Origin of the sequence: Pedobacter zeaxanthinifaciens, from assembly GCF_003313335.1 — a bacterium.
Lineage (GTDB): Bacteria > Bacteroidota > Bacteroidia > Sphingobacteriales > Sphingobacteriaceae > Pedobacter > Pedobacter zeaxanthinifaciens.
Genome location: NZ_QMHP01000006.1, coordinates 87,373 through 105,646, shown reverse-complemented (window position 1 = coordinate 105,646; position 18,274 = coordinate 87,373). Strand labels below are relative to the sequence as shown.

Annotated in this window: 18 protein-coding genes; 9 read left to right on the top strand and 9 right to left on the bottom strand. The window is 37.3% G+C overall.

Annotation, left to right across the window (positions count from 1 at the left end; genetic code table 11):
- Positions 1-28 precede the first annotated feature (28 nt).
- On the bottom strand, positions 29-352 hold the full coding sequence (locus DUT68_RS10790) for a heavy metal-binding domain-containing protein (protein ID WP_113638211.1): 324 nt from the start codon (positions 350-352) through the stop codon (positions 29-31).
- A 188-nt stretch (positions 353-540) separates the two neighbouring features.
- Between DUT68_RS10790 and DUT68_RS10785 the strand changes: the two genes are divergently transcribed.
- The 3 genes from DUT68_RS10785 to DUT68_RS10775 all read left to right on the top strand — a co-directional run bounded on the left by DUT68_RS10785 (position 541) and on the right by DUT68_RS10775 (position 3,856).
- Positions 541-1,227 (top strand): tetratricopeptide repeat protein, encoded by a 687-nt coding sequence (locus tag DUT68_RS10785; RefSeq protein WP_157960840.1) that lies wholly within the window; start codon positions 541-543, stop codon positions 1,225-1,227.
- Positions 1,228-1,300: 73 nt separating this feature from the next.
- Positions 1,301-1,519: a response regulator transcription factor gene (locus tag DUT68_RS10780; RefSeq protein WP_113638209.1), complete on the top strand. Its 219-nt coding sequence runs from the start codon at positions 1,301-1,303 to the stop codon at positions 1,517-1,519.
- 129 nt (positions 1,520-1,648) lie between these two features.
- A complete protein-coding gene (locus DUT68_RS10775) occupies positions 1,649-3,856 on the top strand; it encodes a carboxy terminal-processing peptidase (RefSeq protein ID WP_237088315.1) in 2,208 nt (735 codons plus the stop codon).
- Positions 3,857-3,959: 103 nt separating this feature from the next.
- On the opposite strand, the gene DUT68_RS10770 is transcribed toward DUT68_RS10775, so the two are convergent.
- Together DUT68_RS10770 and DUT68_RS10765 are read right to left on the bottom strand one after the other, a co-directional pair.
- Positions 3,960-4,676 (bottom strand): DsbA family oxidoreductase, encoded by a 717-nt coding sequence (locus DUT68_RS10770; RefSeq protein WP_113638207.1) that lies wholly within the window; start codon positions 4,674-4,676, stop codon positions 3,960-3,962.
- Between the two features lie 162 nt (positions 4,677-4,838).
- Positions 4,839-7,523, bottom strand: a complete 2,685-nt coding sequence (locus tag DUT68_RS10765) for a M14 family metallopeptidase (RefSeq protein WP_113638206.1) — start codon at positions 7,521-7,523, stop codon at positions 4,839-4,841.
- A gap of 239 nt (positions 7,524-7,762) precedes the next feature.
- Between DUT68_RS10765 and DUT68_RS10760 the strand changes: the two genes are divergently transcribed.
- On the top strand, positions 7,763-8,194 hold the full coding sequence (locus DUT68_RS10760) for a SlyB protein (RefSeq protein ID WP_113638205.1): 432 nt from the start codon (positions 7,763-7,765) through the stop codon (positions 8,192-8,194).
- Positions 8,195-8,257: 63 nt separating this feature from the next.
- Positions 8,258-8,503 carry a redox-active disulfide protein 2 gene (locus DUT68_RS10755; protein ID WP_113638204.1) on the top strand — a complete coding sequence of 82 codons (246 nt, stop codon included), beginning with the start codon at positions 8,258-8,260 and terminating at the stop codon, positions 8,501-8,503.
- A gap of 11 nt (positions 8,504-8,514) precedes the next feature.
- On the opposite strand, the gene DUT68_RS10750 is transcribed toward DUT68_RS10755, so the two are convergent.
- Both DUT68_RS10750 and DUT68_RS10745 read right to left on the bottom strand, forming a co-directional pair.
- Positions 8,515-9,324: a phosphatidate cytidylyltransferase gene (locus DUT68_RS10750; RefSeq protein WP_113638203.1), complete on the bottom strand. Its 810-nt coding sequence runs from the start codon at positions 9,322-9,324 to the stop codon at positions 8,515-8,517.
- 45 nt (positions 9,325-9,369) lie between these two features.
- On the bottom strand, positions 9,370-10,299 hold the full coding sequence (locus tag DUT68_RS10745; RefSeq protein ID WP_113638202.1) for a CPBP family intramembrane glutamic endopeptidase: 930 nt from the start codon (positions 10,297-10,299) through the stop codon (positions 9,370-9,372).
- A 54-nt stretch (positions 10,300-10,353) separates the two neighbouring features.
- Here DUT68_RS10745 and dusB point away from each other — a divergent pair, with 54 nt between their 5' ends.
- The 3 genes from dusB (at position 10,354) to DUT68_RS10730 (ending at position 12,778) form a co-directional block, all read left to right on the top strand.
- Positions 10,354-11,361 (top strand): tRNA dihydrouridine synthase DusB, encoded by a 1,008-nt coding sequence (gene dusB / locus DUT68_RS10740; protein WP_113638201.1) that lies wholly within the window; start codon positions 10,354-10,356, stop codon positions 11,359-11,361.
- A 33-nt stretch (positions 11,362-11,394) separates the two neighbouring features.
- On the top strand, positions 11,395-11,781 hold the full coding sequence (gene apaG, locus DUT68_RS10735; protein WP_113638200.1) for a Co2+/Mg2+ efflux protein ApaG: 387 nt from the start codon (positions 11,395-11,397) through the stop codon (positions 11,779-11,781).
- A gap of 88 nt (positions 11,782-11,869) precedes the next feature.
- Positions 11,870-12,778, top strand: a complete 909-nt coding sequence (locus DUT68_RS10730; RefSeq protein WP_113638199.1) for a hypothetical protein — start codon at positions 11,870-11,872, stop codon at positions 12,776-12,778.
- Positions 12,779-12,785: 7 nt separating this feature from the next.
- Here DUT68_RS10730 and DUT68_RS10725 read toward each other — a convergent pair whose 3' ends face one another.
- The 3 genes from DUT68_RS10725 to DUT68_RS10715 form a co-directional block, all read right to left on the bottom strand.
- Positions 12,786-15,263 (bottom strand): Hsp70 family protein, encoded by a 2,478-nt coding sequence (locus DUT68_RS10725; RefSeq protein WP_113638198.1) that lies wholly within the window; start codon positions 15,261-15,263, stop codon positions 12,786-12,788.
- Between the two features lie 2 nt (positions 15,264-15,265).
- Positions 15,266-15,556, bottom strand: coding sequence for a hypothetical protein (locus tag DUT68_RS10720; protein WP_113638197.1), 291 nt, complete (start codon positions 15,554-15,556; stop codon positions 15,266-15,268).
- 123 nt (positions 15,557-15,679) lie between these two features.
- Complete coding sequence (locus DUT68_RS10715; RefSeq protein WP_113638196.1) at positions 15,680-16,375, bottom strand: zinc metallopeptidase; 696 nt, start codon at positions 16,373-16,375, stop codon at positions 15,680-15,682.
- 86 nt (positions 16,376-16,461) lie between these two features.
- Here DUT68_RS10715 and DUT68_RS10710 point away from each other — a divergent pair, with 86 nt between their 5' ends.
- Positions 16,462-17,604, top strand: coding sequence for an NAD(P)/FAD-dependent oxidoreductase (locus tag DUT68_RS10710; protein WP_113638195.1), 1,143 nt, complete (start codon positions 16,462-16,464; stop codon positions 17,602-17,604).
- Between the two features lie 80 nt (positions 17,605-17,684).
- Here the strand turns inward: DUT68_RS10710 and DUT68_RS10705 are convergent, their stop codons facing one another.
- A complete protein-coding gene (locus DUT68_RS10705) occupies positions 17,685-18,272 on the bottom strand; it encodes a hypothetical protein (protein ID WP_113638194.1) in 588 nt (195 codons plus the stop codon).
- Between the last annotated feature and the right edge of the window lie 2 nt (positions 18,273-18,274).

Below are 18,274 nucleotides of genomic sequence, written 5' to 3'. Positions count from 1 at the left end.
ATTCAAATTTACAATAACACATTAAAGTTTAATCCTCCAAAACAACTGCGGTACCGCTTGCAGTTACCATTAACATACTACCGCCGCTACCTACAGTTTCGTAATCTAAATCAACACCAATAACCGCATTTGCACCCATGGCAGCCGCATATTGTTGCATTTCGCTTACCGCAGTATTTTTAGCTTCGCGTAGCACTTGCTCGTATGAACCCGAGCGACCGCCTACGATATCTCTAATTCCTGCAAAAATATCTTTAAAAAGGTTTGCCCCTATAATGGTTTCTCCTGTTACAAGGCCAATGTATTTCACTACCTTTTTGCCTTCTACTGTATTTGTTGTGGTTACTAACATAGTTTTTCGTTTTTCTGATTTGATGATAAAACGTCCGAAATGTTACAAGCCTTTTTATAAGCATCTAATAAGCATTTTTACTTTTTACTTTTTACTTTTTACTTTTTACTTTTTACTTTTTACTTAATAACAAGTTCAAGAAAAACAGCCAATTATCGTTTTGAATTAAAAAAATCTATATTTGTGTTATGAAATGGACGTGCCTCACTATGGTTTTTGTTACTGCTGGTTTGTTTGCATCGGCACAAAACTCAACTGTGCAGGGTGCTGAGGCAGGTAACGGCCAGCTCTCGGTGAACATTTCTGTAGTTGGAGGCCAGGCATTTACCATTGCCGATAGCTTTTTCGACGAAGCTGAAAAATTTGAACGTTCAGGTGATTATGATAATGCGGTAGCGGCTTATAACCGTGCTGCAAAAGAATATCAAGAGGATAAAAAGTATGCTCGTTATGGCGCTACGCTAATTAAACTAAGCAATGCTCATTTAGTACTTTCAAATTATGCCGAAGCCGAAAAAATAGTGCTGAAGCAAGTGCTTAAAAATTATACCAGAATAGGAAGCAAATCTGGCCAAATGGCAGCTTACCAACAACTTGGAAAAATTTATTTGGCTGCCAACAAATTGCCTCAATCTCTTTGGTTTTACACGCAACATGGCATTTTAGCACAGCAACTGAATGATAAAAGTGCCTATATAGAATCTGTTATTGGTATTGCTTCGGTAAAGATTAAAAAGAAAGATTACCTACTGGCAAGTAAGGATTTAAATAACGCGGAACTACTCTCCAAAAATGCAAACATTGTAAAGTACAACCAGCTCATTAAAAGCAACAGGGCAATTATTGCAGAAAAAACCACCAAACGAAAAGCATAGTTCCAATGATGCCTGTTTTAGGCCCTTTCAGCTCCTCTCGCCTCTAAAAAATTCATCTAAATAACCTCCACTCATGAAAGCTAAGCTCAACCCAGTTTATGTATTAAGTACTAGGGAACTAGAAATCATACAATTGATTACAGAAGAGTACAGCAATGAAGAAATTGCTAAAAAGTTAGAAATAAGCAAACGCACTGTAGAAACGCATCGAAAAAATATCTTTAAAAAGACTAAAGTTAAAAGCGTTGTTGGCTTGGTAATGCTTGCTGTTAAAAACAATTTAATTACCTGATTATCCGTTCTTTTTATAATCTTTACAAAAAAGATACAGACTAAACCTGTATCTTTTTTGTTTATTTAAGAAATTGGTATCATATTGGATAATGATTTGATAAGAATGGACTTTAAAACAGTTAAAGAAATGCTGAAGAAAATATTTGCCATTACCTTTACCGCAGCGGTGTTAGCTTGCACAGCGGAGCCAAAGGCACAAAAGCCTGTGGAAGGTATTCCCAACATAAAACCAGATGAACAGCAAAGTTTGGTAACTAAAGAAGTGGTTGGCTTGCTCGAAAATTATAATTATAAGAAGCCAAAACTAAACGACTCCTTATCATCAATCATTTTTGACAGGTACATTAAGGCCTTAGATCCTTCAAAATATTACTTTTTAGAAAGTGATATTAAAGATTTTGAAGCTAATAGATATTCTTTGGATGATGATTTCAGAATTGGAGATTTGAGTGCTCCTTTCTACATCTTCAACGTGTATTTGAAAAGATATAATGAACGTATCAATTATTCTATCTCACAAATTAAGAACAAGTTCGATTTTAACCAGAACGATACTTACGTATATGATAGAAGCAAATTACCTTGGGCAAAAACCAATGGAGAGCTTGACGATTTATGGAAAAAACGTGTAAAGTATGAATTGGTAAACCTTAAAATTGCGGGTACCGATGAGGCTAAAAACGTAGAGACCTTAACCAAACGTTATGCTAACTTAAAGTCGCAGGCGGCCAAGTTCAACAACCAGGATGTATTCCAAATTTTGATGGACTCATTTACTGAAGCTGTTGACCCACACACCAACTACTTCAATCCGCGTAATGCAGAAGCATTTAATCAAGAAATGTCTCGTTCGCTTGAAGGTATTGGTGCAGTATTACAATCAGAAAATGAAGTAACTAAAATTGCTTCTATTATGCCTGGAGGCCCTGCTTTTAAAAGTAAAAAGTTAAATGCTGGCGATAAAATTATTGCTGTTGCACAAGGCGTAGATGGCGAATTTGAAGATATTGTTGGCTGGAGAATTGACAATGCCGTTTCCAAAATTAAAGGCCCTAAAGGTACTACTGTACGTTTAAAAATTATTCCGGTTGGACAAGAGCTTTCTTCTAAACCGCAAATTATTACCTTGGTTAGAGAGAAAATCATTTTAGAGGAGCAATCTGCAAAAAAAGTAGTTAAAACTGTTGAAAGCGATGGCAAACCATACAAAATTGGTATCATTAAAATTCCTGCTTTTTATGCTGATTTTAAAGCTGCCAATGCTGGCGATCCTAATTACAAGAGCACAACCAGGGATGTACGTTTATTGATCGACACGTTAAAGAATAAAGATAAAGTAGATGCAATTGTAGTAGATTTAAGAGCAAATGGTGGTGGTTCGCTAAACGAAGCTATTGAACTTTCTGGCTTATTTATTGGTAAAGGCCCAGTAGTTCAAGTTAAAGATTACAGAAACAGCGTAAAAGTTTATAAAGATGAAGACAGCAACATTACTTGGGACGGCCCAATGGGTGTGATGATAGATCGTTTAAGTGCGTCAGCTTCTGAAATTTTCGCAGGTGCTATACAAGATTACGGTCGTGGAATTGTAATGGGAACCCAATCTTATGGTAAGGGCACTGTTCAATCATCCATTGATTTGAATTCGTTAATGAACTCGGGGGTATTAAACCAACTCGCAGCTTTGTTCAAAAAGAAAGAAGGAGAGAAAAAAGCAGTAAATGCTAAAACTGATATTAATTCGCCAACGGTAACTATTGTTGACAAAAATGGTGTTCCGCAATTAGGTCAAATTAACTTGACGATGGCAAAGTTTTATCGCGTTAGCGGCAGCAGTACCCAACATAAAGGTGTAATTCCTGATATCAACTTCCCTTCTATATATCCTTTAGATAAAATTGGCGAAGATACAGAACCATCAGCATTACCATTTGACATGGTAAATCCATCTACTTATAATGTAGTTTATGATTTAAATGCCGCAAAAGCCAACTTACTAAAGCTACATCAAAAACGCATGGAAAAATCGTTGGACTACAAAATGTTGAAGGAAGATATCGCTGAAGGAAAGAAAAGAGAAAATGAAACTTCCGTTACCTTAAACGAGGCGAAATTAAAGGCAGAACGTGATGCCTTGGAAGCAAAGTCTTTAGCTAGAATGAATCAGCTAAGAGCTGAAAAAGGATTAGCTCCAATTAAAAAAGGTGAAAAAACGCCTAAGCAAGAAGCTTCTGACTTTATTGAAGATGAAAGTATGAATATCATGATTGATTTCATGAAGCAAACTGAAAGCTTGAAATTAAGTAAAAACTTAAATAAAGCTGGAACTAAATAATAGCAGCGCCTGCATAATAAAAAAGCGATAGGGATTTCTCTATCGCTTTTTTAATGGTCATTGTTTATGTTATCGCCTGAAAAGCAAACTACAACTATAAATGCTAAACTTCACAGCCATTCTCATCACAACTATTAGTATCAATTGTATTTAAGTTTTTTAAGGATGAGTTTTTCTGCGCTGCCTTCCACTCATTATAGCTTTGCGTAATGGCCTTTTTAAATGCATCTACTGGCTGTGCACCAGATAAAGCATACTTTCTATCCATTACGAAAAAAGGAACGCCCCTAACACCTAATTGTTGGCTTTCGTAGATATCGTATCTCACTTCTTCTTCAAAGGCATTACTTTCCAACACATTTTTTGCTTCAGCGGCATCTAAGCCCAGCGCTTCGGCAATTGTCAATAAAGTGCTTAAATCGTCAATGTTTTTTGCCTCTTCAAAATGCGCCTTAAATAAAAGTTCCTCTGCTAAATCTTGCTTGCCATTTTTCGCCGCAAAATGGATCAACCGATGCGCATTAAAGGAGTTGGCCGGAATACTGGTTTCAAAATCCAACTTTAATCCTACGTTTCCTGCCATTTCCGCCACCTGTTGCGTCATCTGCCTAGCTTGTGCCAAACTCATTCCTTTATTTCTGGAAAGATATTCGTACAGATTTTCTCCCTCTTCATTTTTATAAGTTGGATTAAGCTGATAGCTTTTCCAGTCGATCTCTATTTCTTGTTTAAAATCAAGTGTATCTAATGCTTGTTCTAAATGTCGTTTACCGATGTAGCAAAACGGGCACATCACATCCGACCATATTTCTATTTTCATTTTCTCTATTTTATTTACAAAGGTACTTGCTAGCAAAAAGAGCTTGGTCTAAACAAGGTAAAAATGCAAAAGCACATCTTCTTCCAGCCACGACAGTAATGATGACATACAAAAAACGGGCAGCCCTAATAGAACTGCCCGCTAAAAATTCAGATGATGATCTTACCTATACAACTGGTTAAACAACCATTTAAACGTGCCGTGAGTTTGTGCTCTAAAAGTAATTTCGGGACCAAAGGCATATAGCTTACCTTTCCCATAATCTGCTTCAAAAGCGGCCACGCCATCTTTAAGGTATGCTTGTCCCCAAGCCCAACCACTACGTAATGGCTTATCAGTATCGAACCAAGCCAAAGGTTTCACTTTTCCATCTGTTGAGGTAATTTTAAAAACCGGACTGTTATCAAAATACACATCAGTATTTTCATCCAAACCCCAATTGGCTGCTAATTTAGCATCCGTTTTAACACTTAATACACTCCCCGGAACATAAAATTTCTCGTTTGATAAGCGCTTACCATCTGCTGTTAAAAGTGCATTTTTTACTGGCAAGCCTAAATGAGCAGCCAAGTTAGTGGCCGATCCAATGGTTACGATATTTCCTCCATCTTCCAAGAATGCTTTCAATTGTGGAATCGATTTCTCGGCCGTCATTCTACCCACACGAGCTTTGAATTCATCCGGAATATTTTCTATTGCTGGCGGATTGAATCCTCTTCCGCCCTCACTACCAAATGCAGGCACCGAACCTCCAACCATAATCAACACATCATATTTATCTTTCAGTTTACCGGCATCAATATCCGGCGGATATACCACCGTAACATCATAATGGTATTGCTCCATGATGAACCTAATCCATCCAGAAGGCATAGAACCGCCGTAGGTATCCCAAAGTGCAATACGAGATGGTTTTACCTTAACGGCAGACTTAGGTTTGCTGGCCGCGGCTACTTTCATCCCGAAGTTATGTTCTGCTTTATTTAATGCTGCTTTTGCACCAGCCGATGCTGGAACATAAAAAGATCCATCACTAGGATTTCGCCAAACTTCTACACCGGCTTTTAACAACTCATTAACGGCCAAATAACTTTCATTAGCTTGTGCGCTTAATGCATATCCACTTGCACTTGGTAGCGGTTGTGGCGTAGCTTTTAGCAACTCCCCTAATGACATTTTCTGAAAAGGACCGTCAAATGCGTTCAACACCCGATCAAATTTAACGTTCATTAAATAAGCCAAAGTCCAGCCTGCAGCATCATATGGAGCTACTGGTGGCCCACCTTCATATTTAAAATCGTTCGGATGATCTTGTGGTTCGAACATATCCAATACGTGCGGCCTAAAAGCTTGATCAGTTTTAACAATGTAGGAACCTGCCGGATACTTTTTACCATCAACAGTAAAAGCACTTGTAGCCTTTTGCACCACAACTCCGGTTCTAATCAATGCGTTTAAAAAACGGATGGCTGTTGTAAAATCTGGCTGATCAGCAGAAAGAATATAACCCCTTGCATCGCGATTTTTAGGATCTTTCATCACTTCATCAAAGTATTTCGGATCCATCGATCTCCTTTCCCTGCCATCTTCCGATTTATCCTTTTTCGCCGCAGCATTAATTGCCTCTATTTTTTGCGGAGAGAAAGACCAGTTATCCTTAGTTCCTCTGTCGATAGAGTTTTTGCCCATTTTAAACATGTTGAACAACAATTCATCGTGATAACGCTGAGCATAATTTAAAACGGCGTAATTTAAAGAAACGGAATAGTCTATCGCATTTTTGAAGTACCATTTTCTTGGCGTTACCGGATTTGGGGAATCACTATTTGGCAATAAACGCGATGGTACCAAAGGAATTTCCATTGGAGTTGGACTTCCAACGATTTCTGTTAGCAAACCCACCATGTTGTGGAAGTAGGTTGTAGTACGCAAACCTCCATTATACCAAGTAGAAAATACTGATCCACCACGTTGGGTATAACCTGGTTTATCTTCTATATTTAACCTATTGTGCATCGCCGCACCTACAGCATCTAAACTGGTAAGGATTATTGGATCAAAAACATAGTTATGCGGATCTCGGAACGGAGGGCCTGCAACTACCGTTCCTGCTGGTCCAGCTTGGTGGTGGTTGTACATAATTTGCGGGTTCCACTCAATAAACAATTGGCGCCCCATGTTTTGCGTTTCCTTCAGATTAAGCATAAAGAAATCGCGGTTGTTGTCGTGTCCTGCATATTTTTGATACAGTTTTGGCAATCCCGCTAAAGATCTCTTTTCCGGAGATTTTTCCCTCATGTACCAATCGCTTTGTAACTCTTGGCCATCCGGATTAGCATGCGTCATCAAAATAATTACATCATCCAAAATTTTGGTGGTTTCCGCATCGGTCCTGCTCACCAAGTTGTAAGCTGTTTGAATCAGCTGATGCGCACCAACTGTTTCGTTGGCATGCAAGCCTCCATCAATCCATACAATGGCTTTTCCCTGCTGTGCCAAAGTCCTCGCCTCTTGATCGGTTAAACCTTCGGCCCTAGCTAGCTTTTGCGATATCCCTTTGTACTTTTCCAGATTTTTATGGTTTTCTGGAGAGGTTACAATTAGCATGTACTGGCTTCTGCCCTCTTCGGTTTTGCCAATATCTACTAACTTAACTCGTTTAGAGCTTGCGGCAAGTTTTTTAAAATAAGCTTCGGTTTGAGAATAATTGGCTAATTGGTAATTATCGCCTATGTCAAACCCAAAATGTGACTTTGGTGATGGTACTTCTTGAGCAATTGAACTAATACCGCTTGCTAAAAAAAGGACAACTGCCAACGTACTGTGTTTCAAGTATCTTTTTATCATCTTGTTTTATGTTTGATGGTTAAATCAAATATAGGACAGATAAACGGCAATAATAGACCTCATTAAATTTGTTACAAGAAGCTTAAGTCGAAAAATAAAACGTATCTAACAACGTGTGTAGGTATTTATACGGTGTTTTGAGGCTGGATACTTGCCAATATGACATTAACATTATACAACAATCTTTAGGTGGTCTGGTTTTTGCAAAATTCCCATTATAAACAGAAAAACACGAAAACATGAACAGACAAATCATTTTAGCAGGCTTATTTTTTGCCAGCGTTTTAGGAGCCTGTTCTGCCACAAAGAGTACTGAGCTACAAAAGTATGAGGCAAGGCAACAGGTATTAGAGCTTAATACAGACAGAAATGAACTTAAAATTGAATTAGAAAAAGAACGAATAACTAACGAAAAACTGAAAAAAGACGTTGCTAATTTGAACGCTAAGGCAGACAGAAATACTTCGAATTTTTCTGCTTCCGACCCTTCATCTACAGCTAGTGATGCAAAATCAACTGCTCGTTTATTAAACGATGTTGAAAAAGCCAATAAGCGGCTGCAAAAAAGCGATAAAAAAATCGAAAGCCTTCAGAAGGATATCGAAAAATTGGATGATAAGATAGGCAAGCTCAACAAACAAATTGAGTTTGTAGATCAAAACAAACAATAACCGTTTGAATTTTTAAAGCACCGAATTAATTTCGGTGCTTTATTTTTTGCTATCTTCGTTACAATGAAAGAAGAAAACTTAACCCAGCTCTCTACAGAAGAACTTCATAAAAAAGCCAAAACACTCAAAGTAGCAACTATTGCATTATTTGTTTCAATGTTGCTTATGCTGATCTCGGGAATTATTCTTACTGCAAAGAAAGGCTTTAGTGCGTTAACTGTAACTCCCGTTAGTTTCTTACCTCTTGTGATTATATTTTCGGCACAGCTAAAAAAAGTAAACGAGGAGTTGAAAAAGCGAAACGCTTAGTAAATTCTACACTAGTATATCAACAAATACAAATAAACGTATACAATTGGTGCTGCAATGAGCAGTCCGTCGAAGCGGTCTAAAAATCCACCGTGCCCTGGTAAAAAACTACCTGAATCCTTAACATCCAAACTACGCTTCAGCATAGATTCTACCAAATCTCCCAAGGTTCCAAAACAAGAGATGATGGCCGCCATGCCAGCCCAAACAACGGGTTGAACATCTGTAAAAGCAAATGAAATTAATAGGGCCACCACTAAACTAGTGAATACCCCACCAAAAAAGCCTTCCCATGATTTTTTTGGCGAATGTCTTTCAAATAGCTTACGCTTTCCCAATTTCATTCCAAACAAATATGCGCCGGTATCATTGGCCCATAACATCAGTAAAAATGCCAAGGGAAAGTGGTAGCTATAATTCTCGAAGTTGATTAAAAAGCCTAGCGAATAGAAAAAGCAAAATGGTATTGTAATGTAGATAAAGCCTACAAATGTGTAGGAAATGTTGGCAAATGGTATTTTATTTTTCTTGTACAATTCTGCAATAAAAACTGAGAAAACCAAAGGGATTACCAATAACAGATATTTTAATTCGAACCTAAAAAAGTGGAAAGCGGCAGTAGTTAAAAAAATAAGTGCGGCTACACCAACGCCAATATTGCGGTGCGGGCGTATGCCTCCTATTTTCACCATCTTATAAAACTCCAGTAAGGCTACCAAGCTCAACAATAAGTAAAAAGTGGTAAAGGTATAAGCGCCCAATAAGATGGAACCCAGCATTACTATGGTGAAAAAGAAGGCGGTAATAGCTCTTGTCTTCATGTTTAGATTTGAATATCATAGCCACTAAAGCTATGTTTTGAGTGATTAATAATTGTTTTCTATTGTCGTCTGGCGCTTTGCCGAGCTTGTTTTCCTTACTACGCTAAATAAAGCAAAAGTTAATGCAGCACTAATAAGATAGCCATAAAAAGGCAAATTCATTTCATCGGCATTTGTGTATGATTGATTGTGCATTTGCAGATAATAAGCTACACAAACAGCATACGCATTATTTAAAAAGTGTGCAAAAACAGCGTACCAAATGCTTCCCGTCCAGTAGTAAACATAGCCAAATGCAGCACCCAATAATAACCTAGGTAAAAAGCCAAAAAATTGAAAGTGTATTGCCGAAAATATTGCAGCAGAAATCCAAATGGCGATATGCGGATTGGTTTTAATTCGAAAGATGGTGCGCTGTACTGCTCCTCTAAAAATGAATTCTTCACATATTGCTGGAGTTACGGCAATTACCAACAAGTTAATGAGTAAATCCCCAAGGTTATTCATTTTTAAGATTGCCTCCGTTGTTTTGGTCCCGGCGTCTTCCATTAATCTCATCCAATTTTCTATGCTTTTCAAAAAAGATGGAAATGCCATTTTTTGGTTCCATTCCATGGCCAATCCCATTATCGGCATCCAACAAACAGATAACACAGCCACCCATAAAAGTAAATCAACTTTGGGAGCCTGCAGCCCATAAAACCCATTCAATTTCTTCCTCTCTACAACCGATAGTAAAACTGCTGGCGTTAAAAACAAACCAATCTGTTGCGCTACCAATAATATCTTGAAGTCGTTGATGTACCTTAAGTCGCTAGCTGCAGCCGCTTTTATTCCCTCGAGTCCACTGTTGAAATAAACGATTACAATGCCAATTAATGCAAATACAATTACCCCTCCAAAGGCAAACAATAGAAGAAATAGCATTTGTAAAAACGGACTATTCTCGGGCTTAGTGGTGGTGTTTTGATACATTTTTATTTTTATGCGTAACTTTGCAAAGTTTTAATTGGCTTTGAAGATAGAAAAATGTCTGTAAAGATAGGAAATATTGATTTAGGAGAGTTCCCTTTATTGCTGGCTCCAATGGAAGATGTGAGTGATCCTCCTTTCCGTTATGTATGCAAACAAGGTGGAGCAGACATGATGTACACGGAGTTCATTTCGTCGGAGGGTTTAATTAGGTCTGCAGCAAAAAGTAGGCAAAAGCTGGATATTTTTGAATATGAGCGTCCAATAGGCATCCAAATTTTTGGAAGTGATATTGAAAGCATGCGTGAAGCTACTGAAATTGCTACCATGGCCGGCCCTGATTTAATGGACATCAACTACGGCTGCCCAGTTAAAAATGTTGCTTGTAGGGGTGCTGGATCTGCACTGTTGCAAGATATAGACAAGATGGTAAAAATGACCCAAGCTGTGGTAAAAGCTACACACTTACCCGTTACTGTGAAAACTCGACTAGGCTGGGATGATAGCACCAAAAATATTGAAGAAGTTGCCGAACGTTTGCAAGATATCGGCATTCAAGCACTAACTATACATGGCCGCACAAGGGCGCAATTGTATAAGGGAGAGGCGGATTGGACGCTTATCAGAGAGGTAAAACGGAACCCTCGAATCAAGATTCCAATCTTCGGTAATGGTGATATTGATAGCCCCGAAAAAGCAGCCAATTGGCGTTTGGAGTACGGCGTAGATGGTATGATGATTGGACGGGCAGCCATTGGTTATCCTTGGATATTTAGGGAAATAAAGCATTTTTTTGAAACTGGCGAACGTTTAGCAGGCCCAACTTTGCAGGAACGAGTGGATGCATGTAGAACACATTTCACAAAATCTATTGAATGGAAAGGCCCAAAAGTTGGCGTTTTTGAAATGCGCAGACATTACAGTAATTACTTTAAAGGTCTGCCTGATTTTAAACCTTATCGCACCCAACTTGTACAGGAAGAAAACATAGAAATAATTTACGCTTTGTTGGAAGAAATTGCCGATAAATACGTGAATGTACAGCCGCTTACAGAATTGGCTTAATTATTGTGTGTTTTTTTCAATAAACTTACAACGATGGTTACAACAATTACACAAGGTGTGAAAATCTCGGTTGATACTATTTATCAAGACGAGCACTCTAATCCCGCTAACGGACACTTCATGTTTGCCTATCGTATCCATATACAAAACTTAACGGAGTACGAAATTCAGCTAATGCGTAGGCAATGGTTTATTTTCGATTCAAACGGTACAATAAGAGAAGTAGAGGGAGAAGGAGTAGTAGGTGTACAGCCTATTATAACGCCCGGCGAAAGCTACACTTATGTATCTGGATGTAACTTAAAATCGGACATTGGTACCATGAGCGGAAGGTTTTTGATGCAGAGAAGTATTGATGATAGAGAATTTTTAGTTGATATTCCAAAATTTGAGCTAATCACTCCATATCGTTTAAATTAAGATTTTATTCCCTCAAGCATTTAAATTTCAAGCTTTACTAATATCTATTGAAAAGATTTTGGTATAATAGCTTTGCGATTTAATTTAAATGATACAGCTCCATTACCTCCAATTTGCTGAAAAACAGCTGCCTGGCCTTAACTTTGATAATCAACAAGATTTAATCAAGGTTGAGAAAATATTAAAAACTGAGGCAAAATTAAGTGTAGATTTCAATGTAAACGACATTGAGAAATTAATCGACTTCCTGAAAAGTTATGGGTCAAAATTCCTCCCTTTTTTTCGTCATAAAAACATTGAAAAAATAATTAAGGGCGATGGAGAGGCCATTAATTTAGCTCCTTTTAATGAAGATTTACCGGAGGAAACTTTCCAGGAATTTAGAGAACTATTTGAAGCAAATACTTTAAATTATCTTAAAAACTGTATTCAAAAAAATAGATGGGCTAGTATAAAAAGTGTATTTAAAGTTTATCCTTTTTTACTTACCGACTATATTGTTCAGGAAATACTTGATGTTTTCGTTTTAAAAAACCGTGCCATTATCGATGCACTTAGAAGAGGGGGCTATACCTTCTTTTTAAATCAAAACCCTTATGCAGAAGATAGCGCTTACTTTTCGTTGCTAAGCGACATGGACGGCTATTATTTTGAAGAAGATTTACTGAATATCAATAATATTATTGCCGAAGTTCAACGTAAGGAGCTGAGAGACAAGGCCGCCTTTGGTAGAACACTTTACGCAGCTACCTTTTATACTGCTTTTTCGGAAGATCTATCCAATACATTATCCAGCAATAGAGATATCGCCTACAGTTGGATTTATCCTGCCGTAGATCACTCCTCCAGCCCTTGGACCACTACCAATATTATCATTGGCATTGTTGCTTTTTTAGTAGCCGCAGGTTGCTTGGTTTTTTTACCTGGTGGCACTGGTGGAGGTGTGTGGGTTGCTGTGGTTGTAGGCCGGTTAATTTACGCTTTACGCAGTAAATAAATTTCTTTTATCTCAAGCCTAATGTGCCATTTTGATCTTCTAAATAGTCTTTAGGTTTTACCTTCAGTAAATTGTATAAAGAGGAAATAATAGACTTAAGCTCCTGAAAATTTCTTTTTTCTACGGCATCCTCTCCTTTACTAATTAGTTTTTTAGCTTGAGTTTCATTTTCATAATCGGTAACGGATAAGTGTGCATAATCGTAAAACAAATCAATGTAAGCTTCGTCATGCTGGTAATATAGTTCCCTAGCTAAACGCTTTAATTCTTTAATTTTAGATCTAACTACTGATATTTGATCAGAATTTAAAAACACCTGCTCATTTTTGATAATGATTTGAAACATCCTATCTATTTTCGGATTGGGATGTAGCAAAAGCTCTTCTTTAATTTGCTGCTTATACAACTGATACTCCTCTATTTCTTCCAACAAATTTTTACCTCTTACCTGCTGGTCAAATGCTTGGAAAACCTTCCTTTTTCTTTCGTCGATATTGAAAATTTTGTCCGTCACCAAGTCATCTTCTGCCTCAATCAATTCACGCATTAGCTCAATAATCTCCATCCTAATGACATTAAGCTGCTCCATAACATCGTCCAAACCTTTGTAACTAAAATCTTCTATTTCCCAGTCAATTTGGTTTAGCGCATTGTTCAATTCTGTTTTAATTTTCTCCAGCGATACATTTCTTGCCGAAGCGTTAAAAACCTCTTCCAATTCCAAACCTATTGCATCAATAAACAGGCTTATGGTTAAATCTCTTGATTCGCTAATTTCAAACTTAAGTTCAATATCAGTGCCTTTTAATAAATTGGCGCTTAGTTTAGAGGCCGCTATTTCCAAATAACCAATACACAAATTACTTGCTGGTGATGTTGCCGCATTACCTTCCACCACGTTGATAATCAACTGATCATCAGTGCCTTTTAAAATTGTTTTGGAGATTGTTTTATATACTGTTTTTGAAAGTGGAAGGATTTCATTCTTTTTAAAAATCTTTTCCAGAAAGGTAGAGCCTACGGTATCATCAACCTCAATACAAATATCGTTAGGCAATGGTTGGCCAGAAATATTATACACCCCGTGATTAATTGCAACCTGCCCTTTTTCAAAAACCAGGTGCTGTAGCTTATCAAAAATTTTAACATTAAAGTAATTGATAGACTTCGGTAGCAGCTTCAAAAACTCATTAAACCGGGTGTGGAAAGGCATCATACCCGTATCAAATCCACCATCTAAACGTGTGATACGATAATAGCCCGAAAACTCGCCAGCTACCAAACCAGTTAGCAGCTCCTCATTATCCTGTGAATTGATTTCGTAAACTAATTTTACTTCTTTTAGTTGTGTAATTTCTGGGACGCTAACTTCCTCATTTTGTGCTTTTTCTTCCACAGCCTTTGTGCCAGCAAAATAGGCAGCACCCACAATAATTGCCGTGGTTGGATCAATCGTATTATCAACATAACAATGAAAAGTATCGGCTAAACTTTTTTTGATGTAAGGAATATAAGTTGTACCACCAACTAGAATAATTCTATCTATTTCCTGATTACTAATTTGGTTTTTTTCCAGCAATGATTGTGTAAGCTTTATAGTTTCATCAACCTTTGGCTTAATTAAGTCGTTAAATTGCTGTCTTGTAACCTTCATTTCTATGAAATCTCCACTAATTTCCATCTCCACAAAAGACTCTTCGTTAATAGAAAGTTCTTTTTTAGCCTCTTCGGCTTTGTAGGCCAATTCCATAAACATCTTTTGATAAGCAAGATCTTCGCTGCCCACCATTCGTTTCCAAAGGCCGTCTTCGCCAAGTATTTTTTCCAGTTGTGGACAAAAAAGCTGCTCTACCATTAACTGATCAATGTCAACTCCACCTAGAAAGTTATTCCCCTCGTGATCGATGATTTTCAGCTCTCTATCATTTATTTTAACTAAAGCAACATCAAAAGTTCCTCCTCCAAAGTCGTAAACTAACCATTTCTTTTGTTCATTAATGTCTAAATTTTGTGTATTTGCGTAGGCTAAGCATGCTGCAATGGGTTCCTGTAGCAATACCACCTCTTTTAATCCAGCATTGTAACCAGCCGTTTTAGTCGCGTTTGATTGTATTGTATCGAAAGACGCCGGGATAGTAATTACAGCTGCTTTTGGCCGCTCATCAGCAGTAAAATTCATCAATTCTTTCAATATCAATGTAGAAAAATCAATTGGTGTTTTCTGCTCATCCATGTGGGGCAACTGATAGACGAAATCACTCCCCATTTTTCTTTTAAATGAAGAAAAAACATGATTTGGTTGTGTTTTGATAAACTCTCTAGCTTTGTCCCCAATCAAAATTCTATCATTTCTATAAGCAACCACTGATGGCAAAGTTTCCTTAAACCCAACCGGATTTTTAAAAACCTGCACCTTTCCATTCTGAAATTTTCCAATACCAGAGTTAGTTGTGCCCAAATCTATCCCAAAATCAATGTTATTCATGTTTACTCGGCAATTACGATGGCTTTTTGAACTAAAGTGTATGTTTCATCTATTTTTTGATAAATAGCAGGTTTCAGCACCTTAACTATTTTAGCATTGTTGCTATTGGTTAGCACATTAGCTTCAATGGATATGTCGCGTTCATCATATTTTTGGCCTAAAGGATTAACTACTTTATAACCCATTCGCTGCAATTCGTGATATAAGCGCTCAAAATTTCGTTGCACTGATTTAGCAATATCGCCGTTAAGTTTTGCTTCAATTTCAAATAGTTGATTAATGATATTTTTCATTTCGAGTTTAGGTTCGTATTTGCTAAGTTAATATCTTCCCTCTAAAATGTGTTTTTTAAAAACGATTTAAATAAAAAAGGGATGACTTTTTACGCCATCCCTTACAAGTATCTCCCGTCAAAATTACTCCCTACTTCTACCAAATAACATAGAAGCGTAGTATAATAAATTGGCCAAAGCACCTAATGCAGCAACAACATAGGTCATAGCTGCCCACCATAGCGCATCTTTTGCCTGTACGTTTTCCTCAGCGGTTTGCATTACGCCTCTATTATTTTTGAGCCATAGTAATGCCCTATTACTTGCATCAAACTCTACTGGTAAGGTAATGATACTAAACAAGGTGATTACTGCTAAACCAACTACGCCAACACCTAAAACAATAGGGTTTCCTGTAAATCCAATTAGCAATACTCCGATAAGTAATACCCATTGCAATAAGTTCGATGAAATACTTACTACAGGTACCATGCTTGAGCGAAATTGTAACCAATGGTAGCTTTTAGCATGTTGTATGGCGTGACCACACTCATGAGCGGCAACTGCAGCAGCAGCTACACTCCTACCATAGTAAACATCAGTACTTAAATTCACTGTCATATCTGATGGATTGTAGTGGTCTGTAAGCTGTCCTTCGGAGCTTAAAACCTTTACATTGTAAATTCCATTATCGTGTAGCATTTTTTCTGCTACTTCTTTTCCCGAAAACCCTGAATTGAGTTGCATTTCGGCATATTTTGAGAACTTGTTTCTGAAACGCCACTGTACAAACATGCTAAGCAGAAGTATCGGAACAATTAATATCAAATAAGTTTCCATTTTAAATTAATGTTTGTGTTATCCGGTTTTCATAAATCAAAAAGTGTTCCCATCTTTAACATCAATAAATTTTTTACAATATTTTAATGGAAATCACCAACTTATCTTTTTGGGAAACGACTAATTTCTACAACACTGAGGTACTTATTGTTGGGAGTGGCATAGTAGGCTTAAATGCTGCTATCACCATTAAAAAATTAGCCCCAAAACTACACGTAACCATACTTGAACGCGGTTTTTTACCCTCAGGTGCAAGTACTAAAAACGCTGGGTTTGCTTGCTTCGGTAGCATTTCGGAGTTAATTGAGCAAGAAAAAATAGCTGGCACTGAAGTATTATACCAACTGATTGAGAAAAGATGGAAAGGCCTGCAAAAGTTACGTTCAATTGTTGGCGATCAACAGTTAGCATTTGAAAATAACGGTGGTTTCGAACTATTTACGCCGCCTCAACAAACCTTACTTGACGAATGTGTATCAAAAATTGGGCATTACAATCAGCTTTTGAAGGATATCACGGGTGAAGAAGGCACTTTTAAAGTGGCGGATGATAGATTAACTCAATTTGGTTTCCATCAAACAACTGCACTTATAGAAAACCGGTTGGAAGCTCAGCTGGATCCTGGCAAAATGATCAAAGCACTGATTGCCTTGGCTGCTTCCCTTGGTGTGGTAATTTTAAATAATTGCGACGTAAAAAGTTTCAATGTTGATGAAAGAAAAGTACAGGTAGTTACATCATTGGGTAATTTTAACTGTAGTAAATTACTTTGTTGCAATAATGCATTCGCCAATCAGTTGTTTCCAGAATTAGATTTGAAACCTGGCCGAGGCCAAGTATTGATTACAAAGCCAATTGAAAACCTTGCTTTTAAGGGTGCTTTCCACTATGATAAAGGTTACTACTATTTTAGGAACGTTGGCAACAGGGTTTTACTGGGCGGAGGCCGAAATTTAGATTTCTTTACCGAACAAACGCACCAGTTTGGCGAAACTCCGTTGGTACAAAATACCTTGTTGCGTTTGTTAAAGGATGTAATTTTACCAAATACTTCTTTCGAGGTTGAACAAAAATGGAGTGGTATTATGGCCTTTGGTCCTCAGCTTTCACCAATAATTGAAGAGGTAGAGCCTAATATTTTTTGTGCAGTAAGATGTAATGGGATGGGTATTGCTATTGGCACTCAAACCGGTGAAGAAGCAGGCGAAATGGTTGTCGGAGGTTTGTAGTTCCTTACCGTCGGATTAATCCGACGGTAAGGAACTACTCAGCAACTAATTCTGGTGTTTGTATCATAGGTATGGCTACATTATTTTGTAACTCCGTATGTTATTCCAGTTTTTTTAAAAAACGCTTTAATCATATTAATTTTATGATCACATTCTTCATTTACTGCAACTTCCTTTGAAAAATTAACCATACGCAGGCAATTAAAACATATCTCTATAAAGTCAAATACCTCACCTTTTTCATCTAAAAATAAAATGGCATTTTTAGGGTCATAACAGGCTTTAAAATTAGTAGCGTGACTATTACCTATTGCTCCATAGTTAAACCATATATCTGTTAATTCATTTATTTGACTAAGATTTAAAACTTTTACTTCCTTAGGAGGATTAACGCAAACTGCCATAAGAACTTTTGGCATTTTTTCATTATAAACAACTTTCGTTGTATCTATTTGTCCGCCATTAGTCCAGTTTTCAAAAGAAACTAACTTAATATTAACTGACTTACTAAACGGAAAATTTGCAATCCGTTTAGAAAAACTTATGTTAGAAACCCTCCCAAATTTGCTAGAAATTTTAGACTCTACCAGCGGAGGCGCATATTTCTTAGTTTGGCTAAATGAACTTAAAGTTCCTAACATTAGCCACAAAATGATAATATACTTCATAT